Origin of the sequence: Massilia sp. YIM B02443, assembly GCF_030411955.1 — a bacterium.
GTDB lineage: Bacteria > Pseudomonadota > Gammaproteobacteria > Burkholderiales > Burkholderiaceae_D > Telluria.
This window is the reverse complement of sequence record NZ_JASNRA010000005.1, coordinates 143,306-169,620: the sequence shown is the minus strand read 5'-3', so window position 1 is coordinate 169,620 and position 26,315 is coordinate 143,306. Positions and strand designations below refer to the sequence as shown.

Below are 26,315 nucleotides of genomic sequence, written 5' to 3'. Positions count from 1 at the left end.
CCGGCGTCAGGCCGGATCGGCGAAGGTGATGACGAAGCGGCCACTGGCCTTGCGCGGTCCCATCGCGGATGGGTCGAATCGGGTTTCATAATCGAGTTTCGCATCGTTGTTCAGGCACAGTTCGCGCGCCAGGTACAGTCCCAGCCCGGTTCCCTTGCTCGACGTGGTGTAGAACGGCTCGAACAGGTGGGCGCGCACTTCGGGCGTGATGCCGGGACCGTCGTCCTGCACGTGCAGCTCGCTGCGCCCGGTGGCGTCGCGCATCGGGAAGATGCGGATGCTGGCCGGCTGGCGGCTGGCGTAGCGCACCGCGTTGTTGAGCAGATTGAGCAGGACCTCGTGCAGGTGCAGCGGGTCGAAACGCACCGACATGCCGTCCGCATCACCGAGGTGCACTATATCACCCGCCAGGCCGTGGATTTCGCAGAACTCGGCTTTCAGCCCCTCCAGGAAGTCCCTGAGTGCGATCGGCTCGCCGTTCGGCTGCGCCTTGCGCGACAGCTGCAGGATGTCTTCCACCATGCGGTTCACGCGCGCCACGTTGTCGCCCACGATCTTCAGCAGACGCACTTCGGCCGGGCCTTGCAGGTCTTCGGCCAGCAGCGCGGTGGCGTGGCCGATCGCCGACAGCGGGTTGCGCACCTCGTGCGCGATGCTGGCGGTGAGGCGCCCCATCGAGGCCAGCTTGAGTTGCTGCGCCTGGTTTTCGATGGCGCTCACGTCCTGCATGAAGATCACGCTGCGGCCCTCGGCTGGTTCGGTATCAACGCGCGCGAAGCGCAGTTTCAGGTGCACCGGCTGGTCGCGCCGGCCGTACACCGCGCCTTCGTCGGCATGCCAGGGTTTGAGGGTGACGAAGGCGGCGCCATCGTCCGGCGTCGCCAGCCAGCTCTGGAACGCTTCGGCCACCGGCGCGAAGGCCGGCGCGGCCTGCAGCAGGAAGCCGGATGCTTCGCCGTCCAGCCCCAGCATGCGGCGCGCCGCCGGGTTGCCGGTGAAGACGGAGCCGTCGTCGCCCACCACCAGGATGCCGTCGCCGACGTCGGCCACCACGATGGCGTTGATCGCCTGCTGGATGGCCAGGTCGGCGCCGCGCCGCGCCGCCAGCTCTTCCTGTTTCAGAAGGCGCGCGGCCAGCCGGTTCACCATCAGCACGCCGGCGAAGAAGGCGGCGCCATACAGGCCGGCCTGCATCAGCGCCGGGTCGCGCTCGTCGAGCAGGATCTGCCACACGCTTTGCGCCAGCAGGAACAGGGTCGCCAGCGCGGCCGAGAACAGCGCCAGCACCAGCGGCGCCAGGATCGCGGCGCCGGCCAGCGGGAACAGGTACAGGATGCCCAGGCCCCCGCGCATGCCGCCGGCGCCCAGGTACAGGATCGAGATCACCGCCAGATCGACGCCGATCTGGACCGCCAGCTGGATCAGGAAGCGGCGCCGCCAGCGCGCCGCCAGCGCCAGGCCGACCGCCACGCCAAGATAGGCGATGCAGGTCTCGGCGTTGGCCGGGTCGCCGTGCAGGCTGCCCCCCTCGAAATCCACGCCCAGGTACAGCAGCAGCACCAGGGCGATGACGATGCGGGTGATCGTGAACGTCTGCAGCGAGCGCCACAAGGTGGCGCGCACTTGCTGCGACGGCGCCCGGCGCGGCGGCTTCAAGACTTCGGCGGCGGCAGGCGCACGTGGCCCGGCGAGCAGTAATCGAGGCCGTCGGCGCGCACCGACTCGGAGGCCGGGAAATACATGCCGCAGTGGGCGCACTGGGCCATGGCCTCGATCTCGCGGCTAGAGGACTGGGCCTTGGCGCTCATGTCGCGCTGCGCGTCATGGCGTTTGGCGATGGCGCGCAGCTTGCTGCGCACGGCGAACACCACCAGGGCGATCAGGGCAATCCAGAATAAAACACGCATCAAACGACTCCACGGTGCAGCACCACTTCGAGCACGAAGCGGCTGCCGACATAGGCCAGCGCCAGGGTGGCGAAACCGGCCAGGGTAAAACGCAGCGCGGTCTTGCCGCGCCAGCCCTGCCACCTGCGGCCGGCCAGCAGCGCGGCGAACAGCGCCCACGACAGCAGCGCGAACACGCTCTTGTGGTCGAGCAGCAGCGGCCGGCCGAATACCTGTTCTGAGAACACGAAGCCCGACAGCACGGTCAGGCTGAGCAGGATAAAGCCGATCCAGATCACCCGGAACAGCAGCTTTTCCATGGTCAGCAGCGCCGGCAGCTGGTCCAGCGCGCTGCCCAGCCAGCCGCCGGCGGCGCTGCGGGTATGCAGGCGCGCTTCCTGCAGCGCCATCAGCACGGCGTGGAAGGCGGCGATGGTGAGCGTGCTGTAGGCCAGCACCGCCACCGCGATGTGCCAGCCGAAGGCCGGCGACTGGCCGGCCAGCTGCATCACGCTGCCCGGGAACAGCGCCGGCAGCAGCGCCGCGGCGCAGGCGAACGGCATCACCAGGCGGCGCATGCCGTCGAGGGCGAAATTGCGGTTTTCCAGCCAGTAGGCGGCGACCGAGACCCACAGCGCGCTCGAGAGCATGACGGCGAAGCCGACCCGCAGCCGGCCGGGCATGATCACGTCCAGACCGAGCCCTGCGCCATGCACCAGCCAGGCGCCGGCGGTGACCGCCGAAATGACGGCGCCCCGCCGCGTCGGCAGCAGGGCGCATACCGCGTACAGGAAAGCCGCGGCAAGGAAGAGGGAATTCTGCATAACGGCAGTCTACACCATTGGCCGCGGGCGGTGGCAAGGGGCCTGCGGCCGGCCGGCGCTCTGCCCTAATCGACCGCCGCCATGCGCAATTCGTCGTGGTGATGCCGTTGTTGTTCTTCCATCACCAGCTGGCCCAGCTCGCGCTTGAGCAGGTTGAAAGCCGGGTCGGCCGGGTCGCGCGGGCGCGGCAGTTCGACGATCAGGTCGCGCTTGACCGTCCCGGGGCGGTAGGTCATTACCACGATGCGGTCGGCCAGGTAGATCGCTTCCTCGATGCTGTGGGTGACGAACAGGATCGTCTTCTTCATCTCGCCCCACAGGCGCAGCAGTTCGTCCTGCAGGTTGCGCCGGGTGAGCGCATCCAGCGCGCCGAACGGTTCGTCCATCAGCAGGATCGGCGAATCGAGCGCCAGCACGCGCGCGATCGCCACCCGCTGGCGCATGCCGCCGGACAGGTCTTTCGGATAGCGCGCGCGAAAGTCCGCCAGCGACAGCAGTTTCAACAGATCGTCCACCCGCTGCGTGATGACGGCCGCCGGCACGCGCTTGATCTCGAGCCCGAAACGGATGTTCTGCTCCACCGTCATCCACGGAAACAGCGCATATTCCTGGAACACCATGCCGCGCTCGGGGCCGGGCGCGGTCACGGGGCGGCCGTCGACCACGATCACGCCGCTCGACGGCGGCGCGAAGCCGGCCACCGCGTTCAGCAGCGTCGACTTGCCGCAGCCGGACGGCCCGAGCAGGCAGGTGAACTGGCCGCGCGCGATGTCCAGGCTGATGTCCTGCAGCGCCACCACTTCGCGTCCCTCGGCGCCGAACACCTTGTTGACGCCGTCGATCCTGATATGTAGGTCGCTCATCTCAATGCTCCAGGCCTCGGTGCCAGCGCAGCAGATGGTTGTTCAATTTGTTGACGGCGGCGTCGATCGCCAGCCCAAGCAGGCCAATGCTGATCATGCCGGCGATGATCTTGTCCGACCAGAAGTACTCGCGCGCCTCCGAGATGCGGAAACCCAGGCCGCTGTTCACGGCGATCATCTCGGCCACGATCACCACGATGAAGGCGGTGCCGATCCCAATGCGTGCGCCCGACAGGATGTAAGGCACGGCGGCCGGCAGGATCACGCGCACGAACATGGTCAGGCGGCCCGCGCCCAGGTTGCGCGCCGCGCGCAGGTAGATGCCGTCGACCTGGCGCACCCCGGCCACGGTGTTCATCAACACCGGGAAGAAGGCGCCGATCGCGATCAGGAACACCGCCGGCGGGTTGCCCAGTCCGAACCACAGCATGGCCAGCGGGATGTAGGCGATCGGCGGGATCGGGCGCAGCACCTGCACCAGGGGATTCATCCAGGCGTACACGCTGCGGCTGGCCCCCATCGCCAGCCCGAGCGGCAGCGCCAGGCCGGCGCCGAGGGCGAAGCCCAGCACGACGCGATACAAGCTGGCGAGGATGTCCGCCGGCAGCTCGCCGGAGAAGGCCCACGACAGCCAGCCGCCATCGGCATAATCCTTCCACGCCACCAACGGCAGTAGATAGTCGACCCACTTGCGCCACACCTCGCTCGGCGCCGGCAGCACCTGCGGATTGACCCAGCCGCTGGCCGCCACCCACTGCCACAGGGCGATGGCGACCAGCGGCGCCACCAGGCCGACACCGGTATCCAGCAGGCGCAGTGGATTGGCGCGCCGGGTCTTGCGTCGTTCGATGCGTTCCATTGCCCTCTCCTTATTGGATCTGCAGGCTGCGCTTGGCCGCGGCCAGCAGGTCGGTGCGCACCCAGTCCCTGGCCAGCGGCGGGCGCGCCATGCGTCCGACGCCGGTCTGCGCCATCACGTCGGTGGTGACCTGGATGTGGGCCGGGGTGATGTCGTACGAATACGGCGAATTCTTGACGGCATCCCGGAAGTCGGCCACCGTGATCTGGCCCTTGAACATCTGCTGGCGTACGTACTGCTCGGCCAGCGCCGGGCTTTCGATGAAGGTGCGGGTGGCCTGCACGAAGCAGCGCATGAATTTCTCGGCCACCGGTTTGCGTTCGCGGTAGAACCGCTCGGTCATGACCATGGTGCGCACCGGCTCGCCGATCGGGGTGCCGTAGGGCTTCATCACCTCGACCCCGAAGCCCAGGTTGATCGCCTGCGACGACTGCGGCTCGGACTGCATCATGGCGTCGATGTGGCGTCCCATCAGCGCCTGGTTCAGGTCGGCGTAGGCGAGGTACACCAGCTGTACGTCAGCCCTGCCGGAAGGGTCGGCCTTCAGTTTGTGGCGCGCCAGTTCGGCCATCAACAGCACTTCCTGGATGCCGCCGCGCGTGACGCCGACCTTTTTCCCTTTCAGGTCGGCGATGCCGGCGATGTTGACGTCGCGCCGCGCCACCAGGCGCGCGCCGCCGCGCGCGAAGCCGGCCACCACCACGATCGGCGCCCCGCCGGCGCGGCCCTGGATCGCCGCCTCGGATGCGGTGGCGCCCACGTCCAGTTCGCCGGCAATCATGGCCTGCATCACGTCCAGCCCCTTGGCGAACATCTTTTCCTCGACCCGGATGCCGCAGCGCGGGGCGATTTCCTTGATATACGAGACCGCGCCGAAATGCGCGAGCTTGAGGTTGCCGAGCCGGACGACCTCCTGCGCCTGCGCCGTCATGCCGAATGCCAGCCATACCGCCATCACGATCGATACCAGTTTCATTACCCACTCCTTGCTCATGAAAGGATTGCCGCCGGCCACAGGCCATGTCCGCCAAACGCCGCACCGTGCACAATGCATTCCACAAGGAAACTTGTCGTTGAGAAACAGCAAGCGGCACGGGAATCATGCTGTCGACGACGGATTGCCGGTGACAATTGATGACTTTTGGGTTGTTATCCGAAGTAGATAATGATCGCTCCAGCATTCAGCCATTTCGACTTGAGACCTCCGATGCGAATTCTTCTTCCCCTGATTCTGGGCGCCCTGCTGAGCGCCTGCGGTGGCGGCAGCGACAGCCCTGCGCCAACTTCCCCTCCGGTACAGCCCGTCCCACCCGTGACTGCCAGCATGACCTTGTCCAGTCCGACCCTGCGCCCGCTCACCGGCGGCAACGCGGTCCCTCTCAGCGCCACCCTGTCGAGCGGCGGCGCGGTGCGCTGGCAACTGGCGGCCGGCGCACCCGGCACGCTCAGTGCCGACACTGGCAGCGCCGTGCGCTACCAGCCGCCGGCAGGTGTACTGGCGGCGCCGGTGGCGGTAACCGTCACCGCCACCGGCGATGGCGCCAGCGCGTCGCTGACGCTGGCCGTTTCGTCCGAAACGCGTACGCCGGGATTGTTCGAGATGCCTTGGCGCGCTTCCAGCGGCCCTACCCAGCATCGGCCAAGCAGTGTTGCCGCCGACATCGCCGGCAATACCTATGTGGTGTCGTATAACGACGTCTCGCCATCGCGCCGGGGTGGGCCACATCTGCACAAGATCGCTCCCGACAATACTGTCACCCCACTTATCGACAACGACACCTGGTTCGGTCAGGCTGCGTCGAATGCGAATGCTTCTCTCCTCTACTGGGTCTCGAGCATGGCCGTGGACCGCGCGGGCAACCTGTACTTCACCAACCTGCCGCTCGGCATTCCACTCACGGCGGGCCAGCAAAGCCATGGCGGCCCGACCATCCTGAAAGTGACCCCGGCCGGCGTCATCTCGGTCCTGGCCGGTAGCGCGGATCCGCAAGTCGGCGCGATCACCGACGGCAGCGGCAGCGCCGCGCGCTTCCTGTCCCCGTCCATCGCCGGCATCGACTTCGACGACAACCTGTATCTGCGCGACGGTGGCGATGTCGTGCGCAAGGTGACCACGGCCGGCAACGTGACGACCGTGGCTTCGCTGCCGCGCGGCTTGATGGCGGACAAGGATGGCAATACCTATGACCACGACGACGCCACGAACAAGCTGATGCGGACCGGCCCGGACGGCGCCAGGATGATCGTCACGGACGTGCCCTACTGCGCCGATGGCGCGCCGGTGCGCCCGCGTGCCTGCCTGCCGAGCGCACCGTACCGGCTGATCCCCACCGGCGGCGCGTCGTATGTCGTGTTCGACGGCTATAGCCTGGGGCGCCTGATCATGCCGTCGCCGAACGCGCCGCCAGCCGCGACCCTGACCTTGTCCAGCCCGACCCTGCGCACCATCGCCGGCGGCAGCGCGATCCCGCTGACCGCTACCCTGTCGAATGGCGGCGCGGTGCGCTGGCGGCTGGCGACCGGATCGCCCGGCAGCCTCAGCGCCAACATGGGCGCCACCGTACGCTACCTGCCGCCGGCCGGCGCGCTGGCCGCGCCGACGACGGCGACCGTGATCGCCGAAGCCGACGGCGCCAGCGCCGCGCTGACGCTGGCCCTGACGTCCGCATCGAACATGCCGGGATTGTTCGCCATGCCATGGCGCGATTCGAACGAACCGACCATGCACCGGCCGCACAGCATTGCCGCCGATCTCGCGGGCAACACCTATGTGGTGAGCTACGTGGCCAATGTGAATCCCACGCGGCGCGGATCCCCGCACCTGTACCGGATCGCCCCCGACAATACGGTGACGCCGCTCATCAGCGCCACGACCTGGTTCGGCCAGCCCGTGTCGGACGAAAATGCCCGGCGTCTCAACAATATCGTAGGATTCGCGGTGGGCCGCACGGGCGACCTTTACTTCGCCATCGCGCAGCCATTCAGCGTCACGGTCGGTGCGCCGACGATCCTGAAGGTGACCCCGGCAGGCGTCATGTCGGAACTGGTGACCAATTCCCCTCCGGACGCTCCACCCGAGACCGCCCAGGCGCCGACCATTGCCGGCATCGATTTCGACGACAATCTGTACGTGCTCGACAGCCGCGGCACACTGTACAAGGTGAGCGCCGCGGGCAGCGTGACGCCGCTGGCCGCCTTGCCGAAAGGCTTGAGTGCGGACAAAGACGGCAATACCTACGCCTACGATGAAGGTGCACGCAAGCTGGTTCGTACCGGTGCGGACGGCAGCAAGGCTCAGGTGACGACGGTACCTTACTGCGTCAACGGCACGCCGGTGCCGCCACTCGACTGCCTGCCCGACGCCCCCTATGAACTGATTGCTGCCGGCGCCACATCGTATGTCGTGTATGACGGCTACTCGCTGCGGCGCCTGGTCCTGCCGCGGTGACACGGCGAAACGGCCGAAACCGCAATGCCGCACTGAGGTAGAATGACGGCTTTCCTGCAGCCCGGCGCTTTCTTGGGCACGGGCTGCAGCTATGTGCACGCTATTTTTCCCGAGATGCAGTCATGCTAGACAATCTGACTCAACGCCTCGCCAAGGTCGTCAAGACCATGCGCGGCGAGGCCCGCCTGACCGAAGCCAACACCGCCGAGATGCTGCGCGAAGTGCGCATGGCCCTGCTCGAGGCCGACGTTGCGCTGCCGGCGGTGCGCGAATTCATCGCCAAAGTGAAGGAAAAAGCGCTGGGCGAAGAAGTGCTGGCCTCGCTCAGCCCCGGCCAGGCCCTGGTCGGCGTGGTGCAGAAGGAACTGGCCGCGCTGATGGGCGCCGACCTGGGCCCGGAAGCGACGCAGCTGTCGTTCGCCCAGCAGCCGCCGGCGATCATCCTGATGGCCGGCCTGCAGGGTGTGGGTAAAACCACCACCACCGGCAAACTGGCCAAGTACCTCAAGGAACAGAAGAAGAAAAAAGTGCTGACCGTCTCGGCCGACGTGTATCGCCCTGCGGCGATCGCGCAGCTGGAGTCCGTGACCAAGCAAGTCGGCGCCGACTTCTTCCCGTCCACCGCCAACGACAAGCCGGTCGACATTGCCCTCAACGCGCTGGACTGGGCCAAGAAGCACTACCACGACGTCCTGATCATCGACACCGCCGGCCGCCTGGGTATCGACGAAGCGATGATGAAAGAGATCGCCGCCGTCCACGGCGCCGTCAAGCCGGTGGAAACCCTGTTCGTGGTCGACGCCATGCTGGGCCAGGATGCGATCAACACCGCCAAGGCCTTCAACGACGCCCTGCCCCTCACCGGCATCGTGCTGACCAAGCTCGATGGCGATTCGCGCGGCGGTGCGGCCCTCTCGGTGCGTCACGTCACCGGCAAGCCGATCAAGTTCGCCGGCGTCTCCGAAAAACTGGACGGCCTGGAAGCCTTCGACCCGAGCCGCATGGCCAACCGCGTGCTGGGCATGGGCGACATCCTGGCGCTGGTCGAAGAAGCGCGCAAGGGCGTGGACGCCGAAGCGGCGGCCGAACTGGCCAACAAGATCAAGGTCGGCGGCCGTTTCGACATGAACGACTTCAAGGCGCAGCTGACCCAGATGAAGAAAATGGGCGGCATGGCCGGTCTGATGGACAAGCTGCCGGCCCAGTTCCAGCAGGCGGCGGCCGGCGCCAACATGGACCAGGCCGAGAAATCGGTGCGGCGCATGGTCGGCATCATCGACTCGATGACCCCGGGCGAGCGCGCCAAGCCGGAACTGATCAAGGCCAACCGCAAGCGCCGCATCGCGGCCGGCGCCGGCGTGCAGGTGCAGGAAGTCAACCGCATGCTGAACCAGTACGACCAGATGCAGACCATGATGAAGAAGCTCAAGGGCGGCGGCCTGATGAAGATGATGCGCGGGATGAAGGGCATGATGCCCGGCATGCGCTGATCGGCTCTATCCTCAATCCCGTACGATGGGGACGAAACCGCGCAAAGTATCGCTTTGCGCGGTTTTTTTTCGCCGCCTGTCGTCGTTTTTTCGTTCTGGTGCGTTGTTGTGTGCGATAGCACCCATTTGGACGGTTATCAGAGTGAAAAAGTCTTGAAAAAGACTTGCACGAACAGAAAAACGCTACCAATATAGGCGTGCGATAAATTACGCATTTTTCCATGTGTTCGTTTTAGGAGGCTCGAAGATGGCAACAGCCAAAAAAACCACTGCAGCGCCAGCCAAAAAAGCCGCTGCCAAGCCTGCTGCAGCGGCCAAGCCGGCAGCGAAAAAGGCAGCAGCACCAGCTAAAGCAGCAGCCAAATCGGCCGACAAGCCGGCAGCTGCACGCAAGCCGAATGCCGCCTTCATGAAGGCAATGACCCCATCCGCCACCCTGGCCGCCGTCGTGGGCGACAAACCGCTGCCACGTACCGAAGTGACCAAGAAGGTCTGGGATTACATCAAGTCGAAAGACCTGCAGGACGCGGAAAACCGTCGCATGATCAATGCCGACGACAAGCTGAAAGCCGTTTTCGGCGGCAAGGCGCAAGTGTCGATGTTTGAAATGACCAAGCTGATTTCGGATCACCTGAAATAAGCTGGTTGTTTTAAAAGCCTCGAGCTGAAAAGAAAGCCCCGGTTAATGCCGGGGCTTTTTGTTTTTAAAGTATTAATACTGTGCGTGACTTGGCGGATAAGCCGGGACGCGATAAGCGCCCCTGGCTCGCAAGCGCATTACAAACCTGCCGCCGCCTTCATCAGCTGGAATACCTGGGTATTCTCGATCGTGCCCTTGAACGGTGCCGACCCGGCCCCGGTCGCGAACAGCTTGACGTCGCCGCCGCCGTGCGTCTCGGACGACTTGTGCACCCCGGTCTCCTGGTGATAGTCGTCGCTCTGCGCCACCACGCTGTCGACGTCGGCGCGCGCGTCGGGGCGGTTCGGGCCGTTGCCGAACACCAGCGTGGTAAAGGTCTTGCCGTCGGCGTCCTGCTTCGGCTGGCCGGTGGCGTAGTCGCGCACGATGTCGTGGATCGGGTTGCCGCGCTTGGCGTAGCCGTTGATCTGCATGGTGTGGTCGTGGTCGGCGGTGAGCACGATCAGCGTGTTTTCCAGCCCCGGATCGATGGCGCGCATGCGCTCGACCGCCAGCGCCAGCGCTTCGTCGAACGCCACCGTTTCTTCCAGCGCGTGCTTGGCGCGGGTGTCGTGCAGCGCGTGGTCGATCTTGCCGCCTTCGACCATCAGGAAGAAGCCGTTCGGATTGGCCGACAGCAGGTCGATCGCCTTGCCGGTCATCTCGGCCAGGGTCGGCTGCTCGGGACGGCGCTGGTAGGAATAATCGAGGTGGCTGGTGGCGCTGAAAATGCCGACGAACTTGCGCCCCGCGCGCGCCGACATCATGCCGGCGCGGGTGCCGGCCACGTAGTAGCCCTGGGCCGCGAATTCGGCCATCAGGTCGCGCCCGTCGGGGCGGCCTTTGGGGTTGGTGGCTTCGTCGCGCGGCGTGAAGTGATTGCGTCCGCCGCCCATCAGCACGTCGACGCCGTCGCGCAACGCCGGGTTGTAGCCGGCGCCGCCCGGCACGATCTGCTGCGCGATCGTATAGGCCGCGTCGCGGCTGCACACGTGCGAGAAGGTCGACGCCGGCGTCGCGTGGGTCAGCTCGGTGGTGGTGATGCTGCCGACCGACTTGCCGCGCGCCTTGGCCAGTTCGAGGATGGTGACGGCGGCGCTGCCGTTGTTGGCGCCGCACTGATCGACCCCGTCCTTGTTCGGGTTGACCGGGCGCGCATCCTTCATCGAGATGACGTCGTTGTTCATCTTCACGCCGGTCATGTAGGCGCCCATCGACGGCGCGCTGTCGGTGGTCTGGTAGTCGTTCGAGTAGGTCTTGATGCGCGCGGTGCGCTCCATCAGGCGTTCGAAGTCGAGCAGGCTGTCTTCGCCCCCCTTGTAGATGCGCGCGGCGGTGATGGTGGTCGGGCCCATGCCGTCGCCGAGGAAGAAGATGATGTTCCTGGCTTGCGGTTTGGTCTGGGCCTGGGCCAGGGCCGGCATGGCGGCGCAGCAGGCGGCCAGCAGCAGCGGGGTAATGCGTCGGAAGGTCATATCGTTTTACCTCGGGCTTACAGACCGCCGGCGGTCTTGATCAGGTTGAACACGCGGGTGTTGTCGATGGTGCCGCGGAACAGCTCCGCGTTGGCGCCGGTCGCGCCCAGATAGACGTCGCTGCCGCCATGGGTCTCGGCGCCCTTGGCGGTGCGCACGGTCGCTTCCTGGTGGTAGTCGTCGGCGCTGACGATGGCGTCGGTCAGCGGCCCCTGGGCCGTGCGGTCGCCTTCGCGCCGCTCGCCGGTGCCGAAGCCGATGATCGTGTAGGGCATGCCCTTGCCGTCCAGCGACGGCGTGCCGTCGGCGTTGCGTACCAGGCCGATCACGCCGGGATTGGTGGGCGTGGTCTTGCCGGTGCGCGCCGCGTAGCCGTTGAGCAGCAGCGTGTGATCGTGGTCGGCGGTGGCGACGATCAGGGTGTTCTTCAAGCCCGGATCGACCTGCTGCATGCGGTCGATCGCGGCCTGCAGCGCGGCGTTGTAGCCGACGGTTTCCTGCAAGGCGCGCTTGCCGAGCGTGGCGTGCAGCGCGTGGTCGATCAGGCCGCCCTCCACCATCAGGAAGAAGCCGTTCGGGTTCGGCGCCAGCAGGTCGATCGCCTTGCGCGTCATCGCTTCCAGCGCCGGCTGGCGCGCCTGATCGCGCACCGCGTCGAAGTCCATGTGGCTGGCGGCGAACAGGCCGATCGCCGGCTGGCCCGGGGTCAGGGCGTTCAGGCCCGCCGTGTCGTTGACGACGCGGTAGCCCTTGCCGCGCAATTCGGCCAGCAGGTCGCGACCGTCGGCGCGCTTGCCGCCGCGTGCGAACGGCGTGAAGAATTGCGCGCCGCCGCCGAACACCACGTCCAGTCCGCGCGCGCCGAGGGCCGCGTTGTAGCCCGCGCCGCCCGGCACCAGGCTGGCGGCGATGTCGTTTTCCATCTTGCGGTGGCAGACGTGGGCATAGGTCGAGGCCGGGGTGGCGTCGGTGACGTTGGTGTTGGTGACCACGCCGACCGCCATGCCGCGGCGCTTGGCCAGTTCCAGCAGGGTGTCGGTGGCCTGTCCATTCTCGCAGCGGCCCACCAGCTTGTTGCCGTTGGCGTCCGCCACCGGGGCGATCGCGCGGGTGCCGGCCGACATCGAGATCACGCCGTTGTTGTGCTTCACGCCGGTCATGTACGCCGCCATCGAAGCGGCGCTGTCGGTCACCTGGGCGTCGTTCGAGAAGGTCTTTACGAAGGCCGATTCCGGCATCTTGTCGAGCGCCAGTTCGCCGGCTTCGCCGACGGCGTAGATGCGCGCCGCGGTCAGGGTGTTGATACCCATGCCGTCGCCGAGGAAGAAGATGATGTTCTTCGCGCGTTGGTCAACGGCGTTGGCGCCTTGCGTGGTGGCGGCGGTTGGAAGCGCGGCGGGCGGCGTGGCCGCGCAGCCGGCGAGCGTCGCCAGCAGCGTGGCGGCGGCAAGAGTGGTCAGTCGCATGCAATCCTCACGATGGAAAGCGGGAAGTCTACACCGGGCGCATGACATGAAGGTGAAATATGCTGTCGGCCGAAGACCGCCATCGGGCGATCAGCCCGCCGGATGAAACTCCCACTTCTTCCACGCCGCCAGCACCGCATTCGGATACTGCGGCTTGCCGCGGCTGCCGTTGTAGCGGCCCAGCGCCAGGTACAGGTTGCCGCGCTCCATGTCGATGTACATGCGCAGGATCGCGCAGCCGTAGCGCAGGTTGGTCTGCATGTGGAACAGGCGGCGGCGGTCGCCGTCGCCGATGGCCTTGGTCCAGAACGGCATCACCTGCATGTAGCCGCGCGCGCCGGCGATCGAGATCGCGTACTTGCGGTAGGCCGATTCGACCTGGATCAGGCCCAGCACCAGCCCCGGATCGAGGCCGGCGCGGGTCGCTTCGTACCACGCGGTCTCGAGGAATTCGGTGCGGGTCTGGAGGTCGGGCAGGCGCTTGGCCAGGCGGCGCGACATCTCGTCGAACCAGGCCTGGTAGCGCGCCCGCGCCGCCTCGTTGCGGAAGGTCGGCTTGGGCGGACGCGCGTCGGCGATGGCGTTGGCCAGCGCCAGGCGCACCGAATCCGACAGCGCTTCTTCCTTCTGGTTGCCGGCTTGCGCCGGCCCGGTGACCAGGGCAAGCGCCAGCAGCACGCCCCCCGTCCATGGGGCCAGGCGCAATGCCATCACTTGTCGAGCTTACCCTTGATGAAGGCGACCATCTCGGCCACCGGCACGCCGGTCGCCGCGTCGTCGCGGCGGCCCTGGTATTCCAGGTTGCCCTCTTTCAGGCCACGCTCGCCGATCACGACGCGGTGCGGCACGCCGATCAGTTCCCAGTCGGCGAACATCGCGCCCGGACGCAGGCCGCGGTCGTCGACAATCACGTCCACCCCTGCCGCCAGCAGTTCCTGGTACAGCTTCTCGGTCTGTTCCTTGACCATCTCGCTGCGGTCCAGGCCCATCGGGCACAGCACCAGTTCGAACGGCGCGATCGCGTCCGGCCAGACGATGCCCTTGTCGTCGAAGTTCTGCTCGATCGCGGCGCCCAGGATGCGGGTGATGCCGATGCCGTAGCAGCCCATCTGCAGCGGGGCCGGCTTGCCGGCTTCGTCCAGGTAGGTCGCGCCCATCGCTTCCGAATATGCGGTGCCGAGCTGGAACACGTGGCCCACTTCGATGCCGCGCTCGATCGCCAGCACGCCCTTGCCGTCCGGCGAAGCGTCGCCTTCGACGACATTACGCAGGTCGGCCACCACTGGCTCTGGCATGTCCCTGCCCCAGTTGGCGCCGGTGAAGTGGAAGTTTTCCTCGTTGGCGCCGCACACGAAGTCGGCCATGTTGGCGACGGTGCGGTCGGCAACCACGTTCACCGGCAGCCTGGTATTGATCGGACCCAGGTAGCCCGGCACGGTGCCGAACACTTCCAGGATCTCGGCTTCGGTCGAGAAGCGGAAGTCCTTCAGGCCGGCGACCTTGCCGACCTTGATCTCGTTGAGTTCATGGTCGCCGCGCAGCAGCAGCACCCAGTACTGTTTCTTGTCTTCGTTCTCGACGGTCAGGGCGATGGTCTTGACGGTCTGCGACAGCGGCAGGCCAAGCAGTTCGGCCACGGCTTCGCACTTGGTCTTGCCCGGGGTCGGGGTCTTGCTCAGCGCTTGCGTCGCCGCGCCGCGTTCGCCGCTGGCGACGGCTTCGGCCGCTTCCATGTTGGCCGCATAATCGGACGTCGGGCAGTACACCAGCGCGTCCTCGCCGGTGCTGGCGATGACGTGGAACTCGTGCGAACCGGTGCCGCCGATGGCGCCATTGTCGGCCGCCACCGCGCGGAACTGCAGGCCGAAGCGGTTGAAGATGCGGGTGTAGGCGTCGAACATGTTCTGGTACGACAGCTGCATGCCGGCCACATCGCGGTCGAACGAGTAGGCATCCTTCATCGTGAACTCGCGGCCGCGCATCAGGCCGAAGCGCGGACGGCGCTCGTCGCGGAACTTGGTCTGGATGTGATAGAAGTTGATCGGCAGCTGGCGGTACGACTTCAGTTCGCTGCGCACGACGTCGGTGACCACTTCTTCCGAGGTCGGCTGGATCGCGAAGTCGCGGCCGTGGCGGTCTTTCACGCGCATCAGCTCATCGCCCATCTTGTCCCAGCGGCCGGTCTCTTGCCACAGCTCGGCCGGCTGAACCAGCGGCATCAGCAGTTCGATCGCGCCCGCGCGATTCATCTCTTCGCGCACGATCGCCTCGACCTTGCGGATGGTGCGCAGACCGACCGGCATGTAGGTATAGATGCCGGAACCGAGGCGCTTGATCATCCCGGCGCGCATCATCAGCTTGTGGCTGACGATCTCGGCATCGGAAGGCGCTTCTTTAAGAGTTGAAATAAAAAATCGTGAGGCGCGCATATCAATGAATTCTTTTTAAAAAGAGAGGGTTATAATCGACCTAATTTTAAAGGATTAGCCGGCTGATGCGTCCAATCTTTCTACAAACAGGGTCCGTAGCAAGCAGCGTCGACCGCGCAAGCGGTGCGGTAATCCTACGGACGCGATAAATTTGTTAGTAAAAAAATAAGGAACCATCCGGCCGGCGGAAAGTTTGAGGTGCACTTATGCTCGATCGTGAAGGGTTTCGGCCCAACGTCGGCATCATCCTGCTGAACGCCAACAATGAGGTGTGGTGGGGCAAGCGGGTGCGCGAGCACTCATGGCAATTCCCGCAAGGGGGTATCAAATACGGAGAAACGCCGGAGCAAGCAATGTACCGCGAGCTCGAGGAAGAGATCGGCCTGCGCGCGGAGCACGTCAAGATCATGGGCCGCACCCGTGACTGGCTGCGCTACGAGGTGCCGGATCACTTCATCAAGCGCGAGATCCGCGGCCACTACCGCGGCCAGAAGCAGATCTGGTTCCTGCTGCGCATGGTCGCGCGCGACAGCGAAGTCAACCTGCGCCTGACCGACCATCCGGAATTCGACGCCTGGCGCTGGCACAACTACTGGGTGCCGCTGGACGTGGTGATCGAGTTCAAGCGCGACGTCTACCAGCGCGCACTGCAGGAACTGTCGCGCTTCGTGACCTGGCCTGCGCGTGGCGCCGGCAATGGCGGCGGGCCGCATGGCGAGCGGCGGCATAGCGCGCGCTATCTGCGGCAGCCGCATGGACGGTCGCAGCCGGGGACGGCCGGCGCCGGTGGCGCCAAGCAGGCGGCATCCGGCCTGACTGCGAATGCTCCCGCTGCACCGGCGGTGGCGCCGGAGTCGCTGGTGCTGGCACCGAACAAGTAATCATCAACGTCGTTCCCGCGCAGGCGGGAACCCAAGTTTTCAAGCATGGCCACTCAGTTATTTGTAAGTGGTATGCAGCGAACTTGGGTTCCCGCCTGCGCGGGAACGACGGTTTTGGGGGTAACAAAAGAGCAAGCGGTGCAGGCTGCGCGGGCTGCACGTCATACGGCCCGGCCGCCATCGCGCTACAATGCCGGCTCACTTCTTCCAGCCGCCTTCATCGCCTTCTCCATCATGTTCACTCCCTCCTCGCACGACGTGCGCCGCTTCTTCTGCGACGCCTACCGCAAGCAACGCAACGGCGAGATCCTGACCCCGATGGATGCGATCGCCGCCGACTGGATCGCGCAGCATCTGGAATACCACGCCGAACTGCTGGACGCCGACGAAGCCATCGCGCGCGACTACTCGGTCGAGGGCGGCAAGCCGAATCCCTTCCTGCACCTGTCGATGCACCTGTCGATCGCCGAGCAGATCTCGATCGACCAGCCGCGCGGCATCCGCGCCGCCCACGACGCGCTGGTGGCCCGGCGCGGCGAGCACGATGCGCACCACGAGATCATGGAGTGCCTGGGCGAGATGATCTGGGCCTCGCAGCGCAATGGCGTGCCGCCGGATACCGAGGCGTATATCGAATGCGTGCGCCGGCGCGCATTTGCCTGATCAAGCCAGCTTGTCGTCCGCCACCCGGTAACGCGGGTCTTCCAGCACGTTCACTTCGATCATGTCCTGCGCCCGGCCCAGCAGCTCGCGGCAGTCGGGACTCAGGTGGCGCAGGTGCAGGCGCTTGCCCGCTGCGCGATAACGCTCGGCCAGCGCGTCGATCGCCTGGATCGCCGAATGATCGGCCACGCGCGCGCCGGCGAAGTCGATCACCACGTCCTGCGGATCGTCCTTCGGCGCGAACACGTTCTGGAACGCCGTCACCGAGGCGAAGAACAGCGTGCCTTCCAGTTCATATACCTTCCAGCCGTTGGCGTCGACGCTGCTGCGCGCGCGCACCTGCTTGGCGTGCTGCCAGGCGAACGCCAGCGCCGACACGATCACGCCCGCGATCACCGCCACCGCCAGGTCGAACACCAGCGTGATGCCGGCCACCAGCACGATCACGAAGGCATCGGCGCGCGGCACTTTTCCAAACAGCCTGAACGTCCCCCACTCAAAGGTCTTCTCGCACACCACGAACATCACGCCGACCAGCGCCGCCAGCGGGATCGCCTCGATCCAGCGCGAGCCGAACAGGATGAAGGCCAGCAGGAACAGCGCCGCCGCGATGCCGGACAGGCGTCCGGTGGCGCCGCTGTTCACGTTGATCATGCTCTGCCCGATCAGGGCGCAGCCGCCCATGCCGCCAAAGCAGCCGCTGACCACGTTGGCCGCGCCCAGCGCCAGCGATTCGCGGTTCGGCTGACCGCGGGTGTCGGTGATCTCGTCGATCAGGGTGAGCGTCAGCAGCGACTCGATCAGGCCGACGCCGGCCAGCACCAGCGAATACGGGAACACGATGCGCAGCGTCTCGAGGTCGAACGGCACGCTTGGTAACGCGAAGCTGGGCAGGCCGCCGGCGATCGAGCCGAGGTCGCCCACGGTCTTGGTCTCGATGCCGAGCAGCGCGCAGCCGACGCTGACCACCAGGATCCCGACCAGGGTCGAGGGCACCGCTTTGGTCAGGCGCGGCAGCAGGTAGATGATGGCCATGGTAACGGCGACGATGCCGAACATGGTGAGCAGCTCGGGGCCCGGCATCCATTGCGGGTTGCCGTCCGGGCCGGCCTGCTTGAAGTGGTTGAACTGGGCCAGGAAGATCAGCAGCGCCAGGCCGTTGACGAAGCCGAGCATCACCGGATGCGGCACGATGCGGATGAATTTGCCGAGGCGGGCGGCGGCGAACAGCAGCTGCAGCACGCCCATCAGCACCACGGCCGCGAACAGGTATTGCGCCCCATGCTGCACGACCAGGGCCACCATCACCACCGCCAGCGACCCGGCGGCGGCCGACACCATGCCGGGGCGGCCGCCGAACGCGGAAGTGATGAATGCGACCAGCACCGCCGCGTACAGGCCGGCGAGCGGGGACAGGTGAGCGATCAGACCGAAGGCGATCGCTTCGGGGACCAGGGCCAGGGCGACGGTGAGGCCGCTGAGCAGGTTGGTTTTGAGGTAGGCGGGGGACACGGAAGCTCCAACGGGTATGCGCAGGGCGGCGGCCGGATCACGCATGCGTCTTGCATGGAAACCCGTTCCCGCACACGCGCAACTCAACCACCACCCAAAAACAAAAATCCCCTTGGCCGCAGCGCAGCAAAGGGGACCGCAATGTTACCAGTTAGCGCAGACCCTGTCTGCAACCGCCTATTTCTTGACCACCAGCTGCGACGGCAAGCTGGCCAGATAGGCGCCGATATCGTCCATGTCGCGGTTCGACAGCGGCTGCACCTGCAGCGCCATGATCGCGTTCACCCGGCCGTTGGCGCCCGCCCCGCGTTTATAGGCGCGCAGCGCATGCGCCAGGTAATCGGCGTGCTGCCCGCCCAGCTTGGGATAGCTCGGGTCGATCGGCTTGTTGAAATCGGCCCCGTGGCACGAGGCGCAGTTGTACTTCTTGACCAGCTCCGCGCCGCGCGTCACGTCGGCGGCAGCCGCGTGCAGGGAAAACAGGCCGAGCGCGAGGGATGCAATCAGTGTCTTCATGGCGGTCCTCATCGCGCGGCCGTGGCCGGGGTTGACTGCGAATTCTGTTGGGAATAGTAGGCCGCGACGTCGGCGATGTCCTGGTCGCTCATCGAGCGCGCGATGCCGGTCATGGACGGGTGCTTGCGGTCGCCCTTGCGATAGGACTTGAGCGCGGCCTCGATGTACCTGGCCGACTGCCCGCCGATCTTGGGCACCGGGTAGACCTCGGGGAAGGCGGTCTTGTAGCCGGGGATGGCGTGGCAGCCGATGCACATCTCGATCTTGCCGGGGGCGGCCTTGGGATTGCCGACGACTTCCGCTGCAACTGCGCTGCCGGAGGTACTGGCGGTGCTGCACAATACGGCCAGTACCAGTGGTGCCAAAGTTTTTTTCATGGGCGTCTCGTTAGTTATGATTCGAAAACCGCAACCGCACAAAAAGTTAGCAACTGGTCTACCAACCAGCCGATTCTATCCGAAGACTTGACACCAGTCTACAAACCGCGGATGCCGTCACGGCGGCCGTTCTGGCACGGTTCTGTCATATACTCGGCGTCATCCCTGACCACTTTTCCGCCCTCCTCATGCAAGCCTCATCCCAAGCTCCGTCGCGCTTCGAAGGCAGCGACAACTACGTCGCCACCGCCGACCTGAAACTGGCCGTCAACGCCGCCCTGACGCTGGGCCGTCCGCTCCTGATCAAGGGCGAGCCGGGCACCGGCAAGACCATGCTGGCCGAGGAAGTGGCGGCCGCGCTGAACATGCCGCTGCTGCAGTGGCACGTGAAATCCACCACCAAGGCCCAGCAGGGCCTGTACGAATACGACGCCGTCTCGCGCCTGCGCGACTCGCAGCTGGGCGACGAGCGCGTGCGCGACATTCAGAACTACATCGTCAAGGGCGTGCTGTGGCAAGCCTTCACCGCGCCCGAGCCGGTGATCCTCCTGATCGACGAGATCGACAAGGCCGATATCGAGTTCCCGAACGACCTGCTGCGCGAACTCGATCGCATGGAGTTCTACGTCTACGAGACGCGCGAGATGGTGGTGGCCAGGCACCGGCCACTGGTGATCATCACCTCCAACAACGAAAAGGAACTGCCGGACGCCTTCCTGCGCCGCTGCTTCTTCCACTACATCCAGTTCCCCGACCGCGAGACGATGGCCGACATCGTCGGCGTGCACTTCCCGACTTTGCGGCAAGACCTGCTGGCGGCCGCACTGCAAAGCTTCTATGCGCTGCGCGACGTCCCCGGCATCAAGAAGAAGCCGTCGACTTCGGAATTCCTCGACTGGCTCAAGCTGCTGCTGGCCGAGGACATCCCGGCCGCCGCGCTGGCCGGCAAGGACAACAAGGCCGGCGTGCCGCCGCTGCACGGTGCCCTGCTCAAGAACGAACAGGACGTGCAACTGTTCGAGCGCCTGATGTTCATGTCGAGGACCAACCGATGATCGAGGTCCGGCCGCTGACGCTGGAATTCAACGGCGTGCGCCTCGAACCGCTGGCGCCGCACCACGCCGACGGCCTGCGCGCGGCCGCCGCCGACGGCGAACTGTGGAACCTGCGCGTGACCAGCGTGCCAACGCCGCAGGATACCGAGCGCTATGTCGAGGCCGGGCTGACGATGAATAACCGCCAGGCCTTCGCCGTGGTCGATGCGGCGTCGGACACCGTCATCGGCACCACCAGCTACCACGACATCGTGCCGGAGATCGACCGCGTCGAAATCGGCTACACCTGGTATGCGAAACGGGTGCAGCGCAGCCACGTCAACACCAGCTGCAAGCTGATGCTGCTGGCGCATGCTTTCGACACGCTCGGCTGCGCGGTGGTCGGCCTGCGCACCGACTGCGAGAACTTTGCTTCGCAAGCCGCGATCGCGCGCCTGGGCGCCCGGCGCGACGGCGTGCTGCGCCACCATGCGCTGCGCCGTGACGGGACCGTGCGCGATACGGTCATGTTCAGCATCCTGCGCGCCGAGTGGCCGCAGGTGCGCGCAGGCCTGCAGGCACGGCTGGCCCACCACGCCGGAGCCGTCGCATGCTGATCGACTTCTTCCGCGCGCTGCGCGACGCCAAGGTCCCGGTCTCGATCCGCGAGTTCCTGACGCTGCTCGAAGCCCTGCAGCGCCAGGTGATCCTGCCTTCGCTCGACGAGTTCTATTACCTGGCGCGCCTGACGCTGGTGAAGGACGAAGCCCACTTCGACAAGTTCGATCGCGTGTTCGGCGCCTGGTTCAGGGGCCTCGATGCGGTGTTCGACGAGAAGGCCGAGATTCCGCTCGACTGGCTGATCAAGCGCTTCGAGCGCGAACTCACGCCCGAGCAGAAGGCGCAGCTGGAAAAATTCGGCTACGACAAATTGCAGCAGCGTTTGCAGGAACTGCTGAAGGAACAGAAGGAACGCCACGCCGGCGGCAGCAAGTGGATCGGCACCGGCGGCACCTCGCCGTTCGGCCATGGCGGCACCAATCCGGAAGGGATCCGCATCGGCGGCGGTGGCCGCAACCGCAGCGCGGTCAAGGTGTGGGAACAGCGTACCTTCCGCGACTACGACGGCGAGCGCGAACTGGGCACGCGCAACCTGAAGGTGGCGCTGCGCCGCCTGCGCCGCTTCGCGCGCCACGGCGCGGCGGACGAACTGGCGCTGGACGACACCATCCGCGCCACCGCCAGCAACGCCGGCTGGCTCGACATCCGCATGCGTCCCGAGCGGCGCAACCGGATCAAGGTGGTGATGCTGTTCGACGTCGGCGGCTCGATGGACGACCACATCGAGCGCACCGAAGAACTGTTCTCGGCCGCCAGCAGCGAATTCAAGAACATGGAGTTCTATTACTTTCACAACTGCGTCTACGACTACCTGTGGAAGAACAACCGGCGTCGCCACAGCGAGCGCTTCGACACCTGGGACGTGTTGCGCAAGTATCCGGCCGATACGCGCATCCTGTTCGTGGGCGACGCCACCATGAGCCCGTACGAGGTGATCGCGCCCGGCGGGTCGGTCGAGTACAACAACGAGGAGCCGGGTGCGGAGTGGCTGGCGCGCTTCGTCACCACCTTCCCCAAGTTCGCGTGGCTCAATCCTGAGCCGGAGCATTTGTGGCAGTACCGGCAGTCGATCACCTTGATCCGGCAGATCATGAACAACCGCATGTTTCCGATCACGCTCGATGGGCTGGAGAGGGCCATGCGGCTGCTGAGCAAATAAGCATCCTGCCGCCATATTGACCCGCACCCTTGCGGTGCATCACCCGTCCTTACGCACTGTGTTAGTACGGACACGGACGGCCGCGCCCGAATCGCCAAGAATAGCGTCACTTGCCCGCCGCTCGCCGTGCTTCGCACAGGGCGTGGGGACGGGCAAGCCAGAACAATGACTTGGGAGATTCAATGCCAGACCTGCTGTCCCTGCTGACGAGCCTTGCGTGGCCGCTGGCGATCGTGCTCGCCTGGCTGGCCGGCGAATTCGGGCAGCGCTGGACCGGCCTGCCGCGCATCAGTTTCTATGGGCTGGTCGGCTTCGCCTTCGGCAGCGCCCAGCTCGGCGCCCTGCCCGCGCCCGACATGGGCCCGATGGCGCTGCTGGCCAACATCGCCTTCGGCCTGGTCCTGTTTGAACTCGGCAACCGCATCAACCTGCGCTGGCTGGTCACCAACCCTTGGATCGGCGTGGCCGGCCTGGTCGAGGCCGGGCTGACCTTCGTCGCCGTCTTCATCGTCGCCACCCTGTTCGGCACCAGCCAGATCACGGCGCTGCTGATGGCGTCGTTGTCGATGGCGACGTCACCCGCCACCGTGGTGCGCATCATCAACGAGCAGCGCAGCTCGGGCCAGATGACCGAGCGCGTGCTGCACCTGTCGGCCTTGAACTGCGTGCTGGCGGTGTTCGCCTTCAACGCCATCATCGGCTTCTGGATCTTCCGCACCTATGATGCGGTTGGCGAAGCACTGTGGCAAAGCATGGTGATGCTGGCCGGTTCGCTCTTGGCTGGCGCCATCTTGGGCGTCGTCGTCCCGGCCCTGCTGCGCGCTACCGGCAATGCGCAGCAGGACGCCACCGTGGCCTTCGCGCTGGCGGTGATCCTGCTGGTGTCGATCTGCGACCGCACCGGCCTGTCGCCGGTGGCTGCGGCGCTGGCCTTCGGCCTGACAGTGCGCTACCGGCGCGTCGCCTTCAACCAGACGCAGCGCAACTTCGGCGTGCTGGGTGAGGTACTGACCATCTTGCTGTTCGTGTACGCCGCGTCCACCATCGACTGGCGCCTGGTGCGTGACGCCTTCTGGCTGGCGCTGGCGGTAGTATTGGTGCGCATGCTGGCCAAGACCGCCGGCGTCACCGCCTTCGCCCACCTGTCCGGCATTACCCGGCGCAAGGGGATGCTGACCGGCCTCGGGCTGGCGCCGCTGGCCGTGTTCGTGATCCTGCTGCTCGAGCACACCCGCTATGCCGGGGTGCAGGTGGTCGAGGAATTGCGCGCGATGGCGGCGGTGACGATGCTGCTCGAAGTCTTCGGCCCGATCATCATCCAGCGCGCCCTGGTGTGGGCGCGCGAAGCACCGGAGTCGCATCATGCCTCTTGAAACGTTCAACCCCTCTACGCCGCTCACCTTCGGGGTCGAGCTCGAGCTGCAGCTGGTGAGCCTGTCGGATTTCAACCTGACCGCCGCCAGCCCCGACCTGATGCACCTGTTGAAGAGGAAGCCGTTCCCCGGCAACGTCACGCCCGAGATCACCGAGAGCATGATCGAGATTAATTCGAGCGTGCACTCGTCGTACGAGCCGCTGCTGAGCGAGCTGCTCGAGATCCGCGACACCCTGGTCGCGGCCAGCGACATGCTCAATATCGGCATCGCCGGCGGCGGCACCCACCCGTTCCAGCACTGGTCGGATCAGAAGATCTCGGCCAAGCCGCGCTACGAATACCTGTCGCAGCTGTACGGCTACCTGGCCAAGCAGTTCACGGTGTTCGGCCAGCACGTGCACATCGGCTGCGCCAACGGCGACGACGCCATGTACCTGCTGCACGCGCTGAACCGCTACCTGCCGCACTTCATCGCGCTGTCGGCCTCGTCGCCCTTCGTGCAGGGCACCGACAGCCTGTTCGAATCGGCGCGCCTGAATTCGGTGTTCGCCTTCCCGATGAGCGGGCGCGCGCCGTTCACGCTGAGCTGGCAGGAGTTCTCGGACGTCTATTTTGCCAAGATGGAGCGCACCAACATCATCAAGAGCATGAAGGACTTTTACTGGGATCTGCGGCCGAAGCCGGAATTCGGCACCATCGAGCTGCGCGTGTGCGACACGCCGCTGACGGTCGAACGGGCGGCGGCGCTGGCCGCCTACCTGCAGGCGCTGTGCCGCTATCTGCTGGAGCGCAAGGCGAGCGGCGCGTTTGAAGAGATGCCGGCCGAAGACGATTACCTGGTCTACAACTACAACCGCTTCCAGGCTTGCCGCTTCGGCCTGGAGGGCACCATCACGCATCCGAAAACCTATGACAGCTTGGCGATGCGCGACGACATCCTGGCCACGCTCGACCAGATGCTGCCGCACGCCGAAGCGCTGGGCAGCGTCGACGCGCTGCGCCACCTGGCGGCGGCGGTCGAGGGCGGCAGCGACGCCGCCATCCTGCGCCGCCACTTCGAGCACGAAGGCAGCGTCGAAGGCATGGTCAACGCGGCGATCGGGCACTTCCGCGGCGGGCCGACCACGGCGCTGTGAACAGCGCCGGCGCGGTCAGCCGGCCAGCGGGGCGACCTTGCCGGGCCAGCCGCCTTTCATGAAACGCGCCAGCAGCGGCTGGCGGGTGGGCGCCGGCGCCGGCAGCTTGGCGTCGACCACGCCGGCCCACTGGTCGGCCAGCTGCTCGCAGGTGGCGCGCAGCACCGGATCGATGCTCGGCAGGCGCGCCAACGCGCACAGGTGGCGTTCGATCACCGATGCAAGCTTGACGCATGGCTGCTCGCCGCTCATCGGCCCGGAGGTGCGCACGCTGTAGTGGGACATCAGGTGTAACAAGGAAGCGACCAGCAGCGCGTCCTGGCTGCGCGGTTCGTGCGACGCCGCCAGCGTCGGAATTGCGGCGGGGTTGATCATGTGTGCGTCTCCAAAATGCGTGCCCTGCGCCTGGCGGGTAAGGGACGGAATCAAGAATTCATGGTGAATCACGCCGCACATGGATGCGAATGATTCTCATTTAATTATTGACCGGTCGAGGGGCGAAAGCAAGCGTTTTCGGTAGCCGCGTGGAGACCGTTGACGTACAGCAAGGGCAAGCGACGCGGCCTTACAACCGCGTCTCGCGCGCCGCCCGCAGGAACTCATCCAGCACCGGCGTGCAATCGAGCAGATCCACCCCGCCCGCCCGGTGGAATTCCGGATGCCATTGCAAGCCCATCACGAAATTGGCGCGCTGGTAGCGGATTGCTTCCACGATCCCGTCCGGCTCCGAATACGCCTCCACCCGCACGTCGCGCCCCAGGTCCTTCACCGCCTGGTGGTGGATCGAATTCACCACCGCGCGCTCGACCTTGGGGAACATGCGCGACAGCGACGAGCCCTTGGGGAACACGATCGCATGCCGGTGCGCATCGTACAGGTCGTGCACGTGCGGCAGCGCTTCGGGGAATTCGGTGGCGACGTCCTGGTGCAGCGTGCCGCCGAAGGCGACGTTGATCAGCTGGCAGCCGCGGCACACGCCCAGCACCGGCTTGCCGGCGTCGACGAATTCATGCAGCAGTTCCAGCTCGTAGACGTCGCGCGCGCGGTCGCCGCTCCATTCGGGCCGGGTCGGGGTTTCGGAATAGGTCTGCGGCGCCACGTCGGCCCCGCCCTGCAGCACCAGGCCGTCCAGGTGACGCGCATAGTGGCGCAGCGTGATATTGCTGGGGTGTAGCAGCCCGTTGGTATTCACCGTCGGGATCATGAACACCAGCACGTCGCGCGACATCACCCATTGGGCGATCGACTCTTCCAGATACTGCAGGTTCTTGCTGAGCAGGCCCTTGGCGCCGGCTTCCGGGTGAAAAATGCGGGCCGAGACGCCGATGTGCAGCGTGCGCTGCATGAAGTCGCGGTTGAAGCGTTCGCGCAGCGAGCGGAAACGCGAGCTGATCACGCGCCCGGCCAGCGCCAGCGGCGTGTCGCCGTCGCGCTGGTAGCGCGGCGCACCGCCGGCGCCGTGTCCGCCGGCGCGCCGGTCCGGCACCCGCACCGGGGTCTCGGGGCGTTTCTCGAGCTCAGGCCCGGACGGTGGGTCCGGCAGTTTGTGATCGTCTTCGGCCATGTTGACAATATAACTTCGCCATGGCCGCGCACGATTCGAAAATGTGACAAAAACGCAT

The 26,315-nt window shown here is 66.0% G+C and carries 25 protein-coding genes; 10 read left to right on the top strand and 15 right to left on the bottom strand.

All coding sequences use genetic code 11. The annotated features are described in order from the left end of the window. Positions 1–6: 6 nt before the first annotated feature. The 6 genes from QPK27_RS07700 to QPK27_RS07675 form a co-directional block, all read right to left on the bottom strand. Entirely contained in the window at positions 7–1,656 is a 1,650-nt protein-coding gene (locus QPK27_RS07700) for a nitrogen regulation protein NR(II) (RefSeq protein WP_290417627.1), read from the bottom strand. Continuing rightward, the gene (locus QPK27_RS07695) at positions 1,653–1,907 is read right to left on the bottom strand and encodes a PP0621 family protein (RefSeq protein WP_290417626.1); all 255 of its coding nucleotides are present in this window, start codon (positions 1,905–1,907) and stop codon (positions 1,653–1,655) included. Before QPK27_RS07695 ends, QPK27_RS07700 begins: the two co-directional genes overlap by 4 nt. Further along, positions 1,907–2,710 carry an inner membrane protein YpjD gene (locus tag QPK27_RS07690; protein WP_290417625.1) on the bottom strand — a complete coding sequence of 268 codons (804 nt, stop codon included), beginning with the start codon at positions 2,708–2,710 and terminating at the stop codon, positions 1,907–1,909. The genes QPK27_RS07695 and QPK27_RS07690 overlap by 1 nt, the downstream gene beginning before the upstream one ends. A 65-nt stretch (positions 2,711–2,775) precedes the next feature. Next, the gene (locus QPK27_RS07685; RefSeq protein ID WP_290417624.1) at positions 2,776–3,573 is read right to left on the bottom strand and encodes an ABC transporter ATP-binding protein; all 798 of its coding nucleotides are present in this window, start codon (positions 3,571–3,573) and stop codon (positions 2,776–2,778) included. A gap of 1 nt (position 3,574) precedes the next feature. Then, positions 3,575–4,432 (bottom strand): ABC transporter permease, encoded by an 858-nt coding sequence (locus tag QPK27_RS07680; RefSeq protein ID WP_290417623.1) that lies wholly within the window; start codon positions 4,430–4,432, stop codon positions 3,575–3,577. A 10-nt stretch (positions 4,433–4,442) separates the two neighbouring features. Then, a complete protein-coding gene (locus QPK27_RS07675) occupies positions 4,443–5,408 on the bottom strand; it encodes an ABC transporter substrate-binding protein (RefSeq protein ID WP_290417622.1) in 966 nt (321 codons plus the stop codon). Between the two features lie 348 nt (positions 5,409–5,756). On the opposite strand from QPK27_RS07675, the gene QPK27_RS07670 reads away from it, so the two are divergent. The 3 genes from QPK27_RS07670 (at position 5,757) to QPK27_RS07660 (ending at position 10,010) form a co-directional block, all read left to right on the top strand. Then, positions 5,757–7,880 carry a hypothetical protein gene (locus tag QPK27_RS07670; protein WP_290417621.1) on the top strand — a complete coding sequence of 708 codons (2,124 nt, stop codon included), beginning with the start codon at positions 5,757–5,759 and terminating at the stop codon, positions 7,878–7,880. Between the two features lie 122 nt (positions 7,881–8,002). Further along, positions 8,003–9,370 carry a signal recognition particle protein gene (gene ffh / locus QPK27_RS07665; RefSeq protein WP_290417620.1) on the top strand — a complete coding sequence of 456 codons (1,368 nt, stop codon included), beginning with the start codon at positions 8,003–8,005 and terminating at the stop codon, positions 9,368–9,370. A 247-nt stretch (positions 9,371–9,617) separates the two neighbouring features. Next, positions 9,618–10,010 carry an SWIB/MDM2 domain-containing protein gene (locus tag QPK27_RS07660; RefSeq protein WP_290417619.1) on the top strand — a complete coding sequence of 131 codons (393 nt, stop codon included), beginning with the start codon at positions 9,618–9,620 and terminating at the stop codon, positions 10,008–10,010. 137 nt (positions 10,011–10,147) lie between these two features. On the opposite strand, the gene QPK27_RS07655 is transcribed toward QPK27_RS07660, so the two are convergent. The 4 genes from QPK27_RS07655 to QPK27_RS07640 form a co-directional block, all read right to left on the bottom strand. Next, positions 10,148–11,524 (bottom strand): alkaline phosphatase, encoded by a 1,377-nt coding sequence (locus QPK27_RS07655; protein WP_374047027.1) that lies wholly within the window; start codon positions 11,522–11,524, stop codon positions 10,148–10,150. Positions 11,525–11,541: 17 nt separating this feature from the next. Beyond that, positions 11,542–12,990 (bottom strand): alkaline phosphatase, encoded by a 1,449-nt coding sequence (locus QPK27_RS07650; RefSeq protein ID WP_290417618.1) that lies wholly within the window; start codon positions 12,988–12,990, stop codon positions 11,542–11,544. A gap of 90 nt (positions 12,991–13,080) precedes the next feature. Continuing rightward, positions 13,081–13,701, bottom strand: a complete 621-nt coding sequence (locus tag QPK27_RS07645) for a lytic transglycosylase domain-containing protein (RefSeq protein ID WP_290417617.1) — start codon at positions 13,699–13,701, stop codon at positions 13,081–13,083. Continuing rightward, complete coding sequence (locus tag QPK27_RS07640) at positions 13,701–15,419, bottom strand: proline--tRNA ligase (RefSeq protein WP_290417616.1); 1,719 nt, start codon at positions 15,417–15,419, stop codon at positions 13,701–13,703. The genes QPK27_RS07645 and QPK27_RS07640 overlap by 1 nt, the downstream gene beginning before the upstream one ends. Before the next feature lie 206 nt (positions 15,420–15,625). Between QPK27_RS07640 and QPK27_RS07635 the strand changes: the two genes are divergently transcribed. After that, the gene (locus QPK27_RS07635) at positions 15,626–16,300 is read left to right on the top strand and encodes an RNA pyrophosphohydrolase (protein ID WP_290417615.1); all 675 of its coding nucleotides are present in this window, start codon (positions 15,626–15,628) and stop codon (positions 16,298–16,300) included. Positions 16,301–16,534: 234 nt separating this feature from the next. After that, entirely contained in the window at positions 16,535–16,963 is a 429-nt protein-coding gene (locus tag QPK27_RS07630) for a DUF1841 family protein (protein WP_290417614.1), read from the top strand. Here the strand turns inward: QPK27_RS07630 and QPK27_RS07625 are convergent, their stop codons facing one another. The 3 genes from QPK27_RS07625 to QPK27_RS07615 form a co-directional block, all read right to left on the bottom strand. After that, entirely contained in the window at positions 16,964–18,520 is a 1,557-nt protein-coding gene (locus QPK27_RS07625) for a SulP family inorganic anion transporter (protein WP_290417613.1), read from the bottom strand. It lies immediately after the preceding gene. A gap of 132 nt (positions 18,521–18,652) precedes the next feature. Then, the gene (locus QPK27_RS07620) at positions 18,653–18,991 is read right to left on the bottom strand and encodes a cytochrome c (RefSeq protein ID WP_290417612.1); all 339 of its coding nucleotides are present in this window, start codon (positions 18,989–18,991) and stop codon (positions 18,653–18,655) included. An 8-nt stretch (positions 18,992–18,999) separates the two neighbouring features. After that, positions 19,000–19,368 carry a cytochrome c gene (locus QPK27_RS07615; RefSeq protein ID WP_290417611.1) on the bottom strand — a complete coding sequence of 123 codons (369 nt, stop codon included), beginning with the start codon at positions 19,366–19,368 and terminating at the stop codon, positions 19,000–19,002. Between the two features lie 188 nt (positions 19,369–19,556). On the opposite strand from QPK27_RS07615, the gene QPK27_RS07610 reads away from it, so the two are divergent. The 5 genes from QPK27_RS07610 to QPK27_RS07590 all read left to right on the top strand — a co-directional run bounded on the left by QPK27_RS07610 (position 19,557) and on the right by QPK27_RS07590 (position 24,693). Further along, entirely contained in the window at positions 19,557–20,423 is an 867-nt protein-coding gene (locus tag QPK27_RS07610) for a MoxR family ATPase (protein WP_290417610.1), read from the top strand. After that, the gene (locus QPK27_RS07605; protein ID WP_290417609.1) at positions 20,420–21,019 is read left to right on the top strand and encodes a GNAT family N-acetyltransferase; all 600 of its coding nucleotides are present in this window, start codon (positions 20,420–20,422) and stop codon (positions 21,017–21,019) included. Before QPK27_RS07610 ends, QPK27_RS07605 begins: the two co-directional genes overlap by 4 nt. Next, positions 21,013–22,182: a VWA domain-containing protein gene (locus QPK27_RS07600; RefSeq protein ID WP_290417608.1), complete on the top strand. Its 1,170-nt coding sequence runs from the start codon at positions 21,013–21,015 to the stop codon at positions 22,180–22,182. Before QPK27_RS07605 ends, QPK27_RS07600 begins: the two co-directional genes overlap by 7 nt. 182 nt (positions 22,183–22,364) lie before the next feature. Further along, positions 22,365–23,555 (top strand): cation:proton antiporter, encoded by a 1,191-nt coding sequence (locus tag QPK27_RS07595; protein ID WP_290417607.1) that lies wholly within the window; start codon positions 22,365–22,367, stop codon positions 23,553–23,555. Further along, positions 23,545–24,693, top strand: coding sequence for a YbdK family carboxylate-amine ligase (locus QPK27_RS07590; protein ID WP_290417606.1), 1,149 nt, complete (start codon positions 23,545–23,547; stop codon positions 24,691–24,693). The genes QPK27_RS07595 and QPK27_RS07590 overlap by 11 nt, the downstream gene beginning before the upstream one ends. A gap of 15 nt (positions 24,694–24,708) precedes the next feature. Here QPK27_RS07590 and QPK27_RS07585 read toward each other — a convergent pair whose 3' ends face one another. Beyond that, a complete protein-coding gene (locus QPK27_RS07585) occupies positions 24,709–25,068 on the bottom strand; it encodes a hypothetical protein (protein WP_290417605.1) in 360 nt (119 codons plus the stop codon). Positions 25,069–25,258: 190 nt separating this feature from the next. Continuing rightward, positions 25,259–26,257, bottom strand: a complete 999-nt coding sequence (locus tag QPK27_RS07580; protein WP_290417604.1) for a gamma-glutamyl-gamma-aminobutyrate hydrolase family protein — start codon at positions 26,255–26,257, stop codon at positions 25,259–25,261. Between the last annotated feature and the right edge of the window lie 58 nt (positions 26,258–26,315).

Coding starts and splice junctions, on each gene's coding strand:
- ffh (WP_290417620.1), top strand. CDS start 8,003: ATGCTAGACAATCTGACTCAACGCCTCGCCAAGGTCGTCAAGACCATG.
- QPK27_RS07625 (WP_290417613.1), bottom strand. CDS start 18,520: ATGCGTGATCCGGCCGCCGCCCTGCGCATACCCGTTGGAGCTTCCGTG.
- QPK27_RS07595 (WP_290417607.1), top strand. CDS start 22,365: ATGCCAGACCTGCTGTCCCTGCTGACGAGCCTTGCGTGGCCGCTGGCG.
- QPK27_RS07645 (WP_290417617.1), bottom strand. CDS start 13,701: ATGGCATTGCGCCTGGCCCCATGGACGGGGGGCGTGCTGCTGGCGCTT.
- QPK27_RS07690 (WP_290417625.1), bottom strand. CDS start 2,710: ATGCAGAATTCCCTCTTCCTTGCCGCGGCTTTCCTGTACGCGGTATGC.
- QPK27_RS07620 (WP_290417612.1), bottom strand. CDS start 18,991: ATGAAGACACTGATTGCATCCCTCGCGCTCGGCCTGTTTTCCCTGCAC.
- QPK27_RS07610 (WP_290417610.1), top strand. CDS start 19,557: ATGCAAGCCTCATCCCAAGCTCCGTCGCGCTTCGAAGGCAGCGACAAC.
- QPK27_RS07680 (WP_290417623.1), bottom strand. CDS start 4,432: ATGGAACGCATCGAACGACGCAAGACCCGGCGCGCCAATCCACTGCGC.
- QPK27_RS07685 (WP_290417624.1), bottom strand. CDS start 3,573: ATGAGCGACCTACATATCAGGATCGACGGCGTCAACAAGGTGTTCGGC.
- QPK27_RS07640 (WP_290417616.1), bottom strand. CDS start 15,419: ATGCGCGCCTCACGATTTTTTATTTCAACTCTTAAAGAAGCGCCTTCC.
- QPK27_RS07600 (WP_290417608.1), top strand. CDS start 21,013: ATGCTGATCGACTTCTTCCGCGCGCTGCGCGACGCCAAGGTCCCGGTC.
- QPK27_RS07615 (WP_290417611.1), bottom strand. CDS start 19,368: ATGAAAAAAACTTTGGCACCACTGGTACTGGCCGTATTGTGCAGCACC.
- QPK27_RS07590 (WP_290417606.1), top strand. CDS start 23,545: ATGCCTCTTGAAACGTTCAACCCCTCTACGCCGCTCACCTTCGGGGTC.
- QPK27_RS07605 (WP_290417609.1), top strand. CDS start 20,420: ATGATCGAGGTCCGGCCGCTGACGCTGGAATTCAACGGCGTGCGCCTC.
- QPK27_RS07630 (WP_290417614.1), top strand. CDS start 16,535: ATGTTCACTCCCTCCTCGCACGACGTGCGCCGCTTCTTCTGCGACGCC.
- QPK27_RS07585 (WP_290417605.1), bottom strand. CDS start 25,068: ATGATCAACCCCGCCGCAATTCCGACGCTGGCGGCGTCGCACGAACCG.
- QPK27_RS07670 (WP_290417621.1), top strand. CDS start 5,757: ATGACCTTGTCCAGTCCGACCCTGCGCCCGCTCACCGGCGGCAACGCG.
- QPK27_RS07660 (WP_290417619.1), top strand. CDS start 9,618: ATGGCAACAGCCAAAAAAACCACTGCAGCGCCAGCCAAAAAAGCCGCT.
- QPK27_RS07580 (WP_290417604.1), bottom strand. CDS start 26,257: ATGGCCGAAGACGATCACAAACTGCCGGACCCACCGTCCGGGCCTGAG.
- QPK27_RS07695 (WP_290417626.1), bottom strand. CDS start 1,907: ATGCGTGTTTTATTCTGGATTGCCCTGATCGCCCTGGTGGTGTTCGCC.
- QPK27_RS07635 (WP_290417615.1), top strand. CDS start 15,626: ATGCTCGATCGTGAAGGGTTTCGGCCCAACGTCGGCATCATCCTGCTG.
- QPK27_RS07675 (WP_290417622.1), bottom strand. CDS start 5,408: ATGAAACTGGTATCGATCGTGATGGCGGTATGGCTGGCATTCGGCATG.
- QPK27_RS07650 (WP_290417618.1), bottom strand. CDS start 12,990: ATGCGACTGACCACTCTTGCCGCCGCCACGCTGCTGGCGACGCTCGCC.
- QPK27_RS07655 (WP_374047027.1), bottom strand. CDS start 11,524: ATGACCTTCCGACGCATTACCCCGCTGCTGCTGGCCGCCTGCTGCGCC.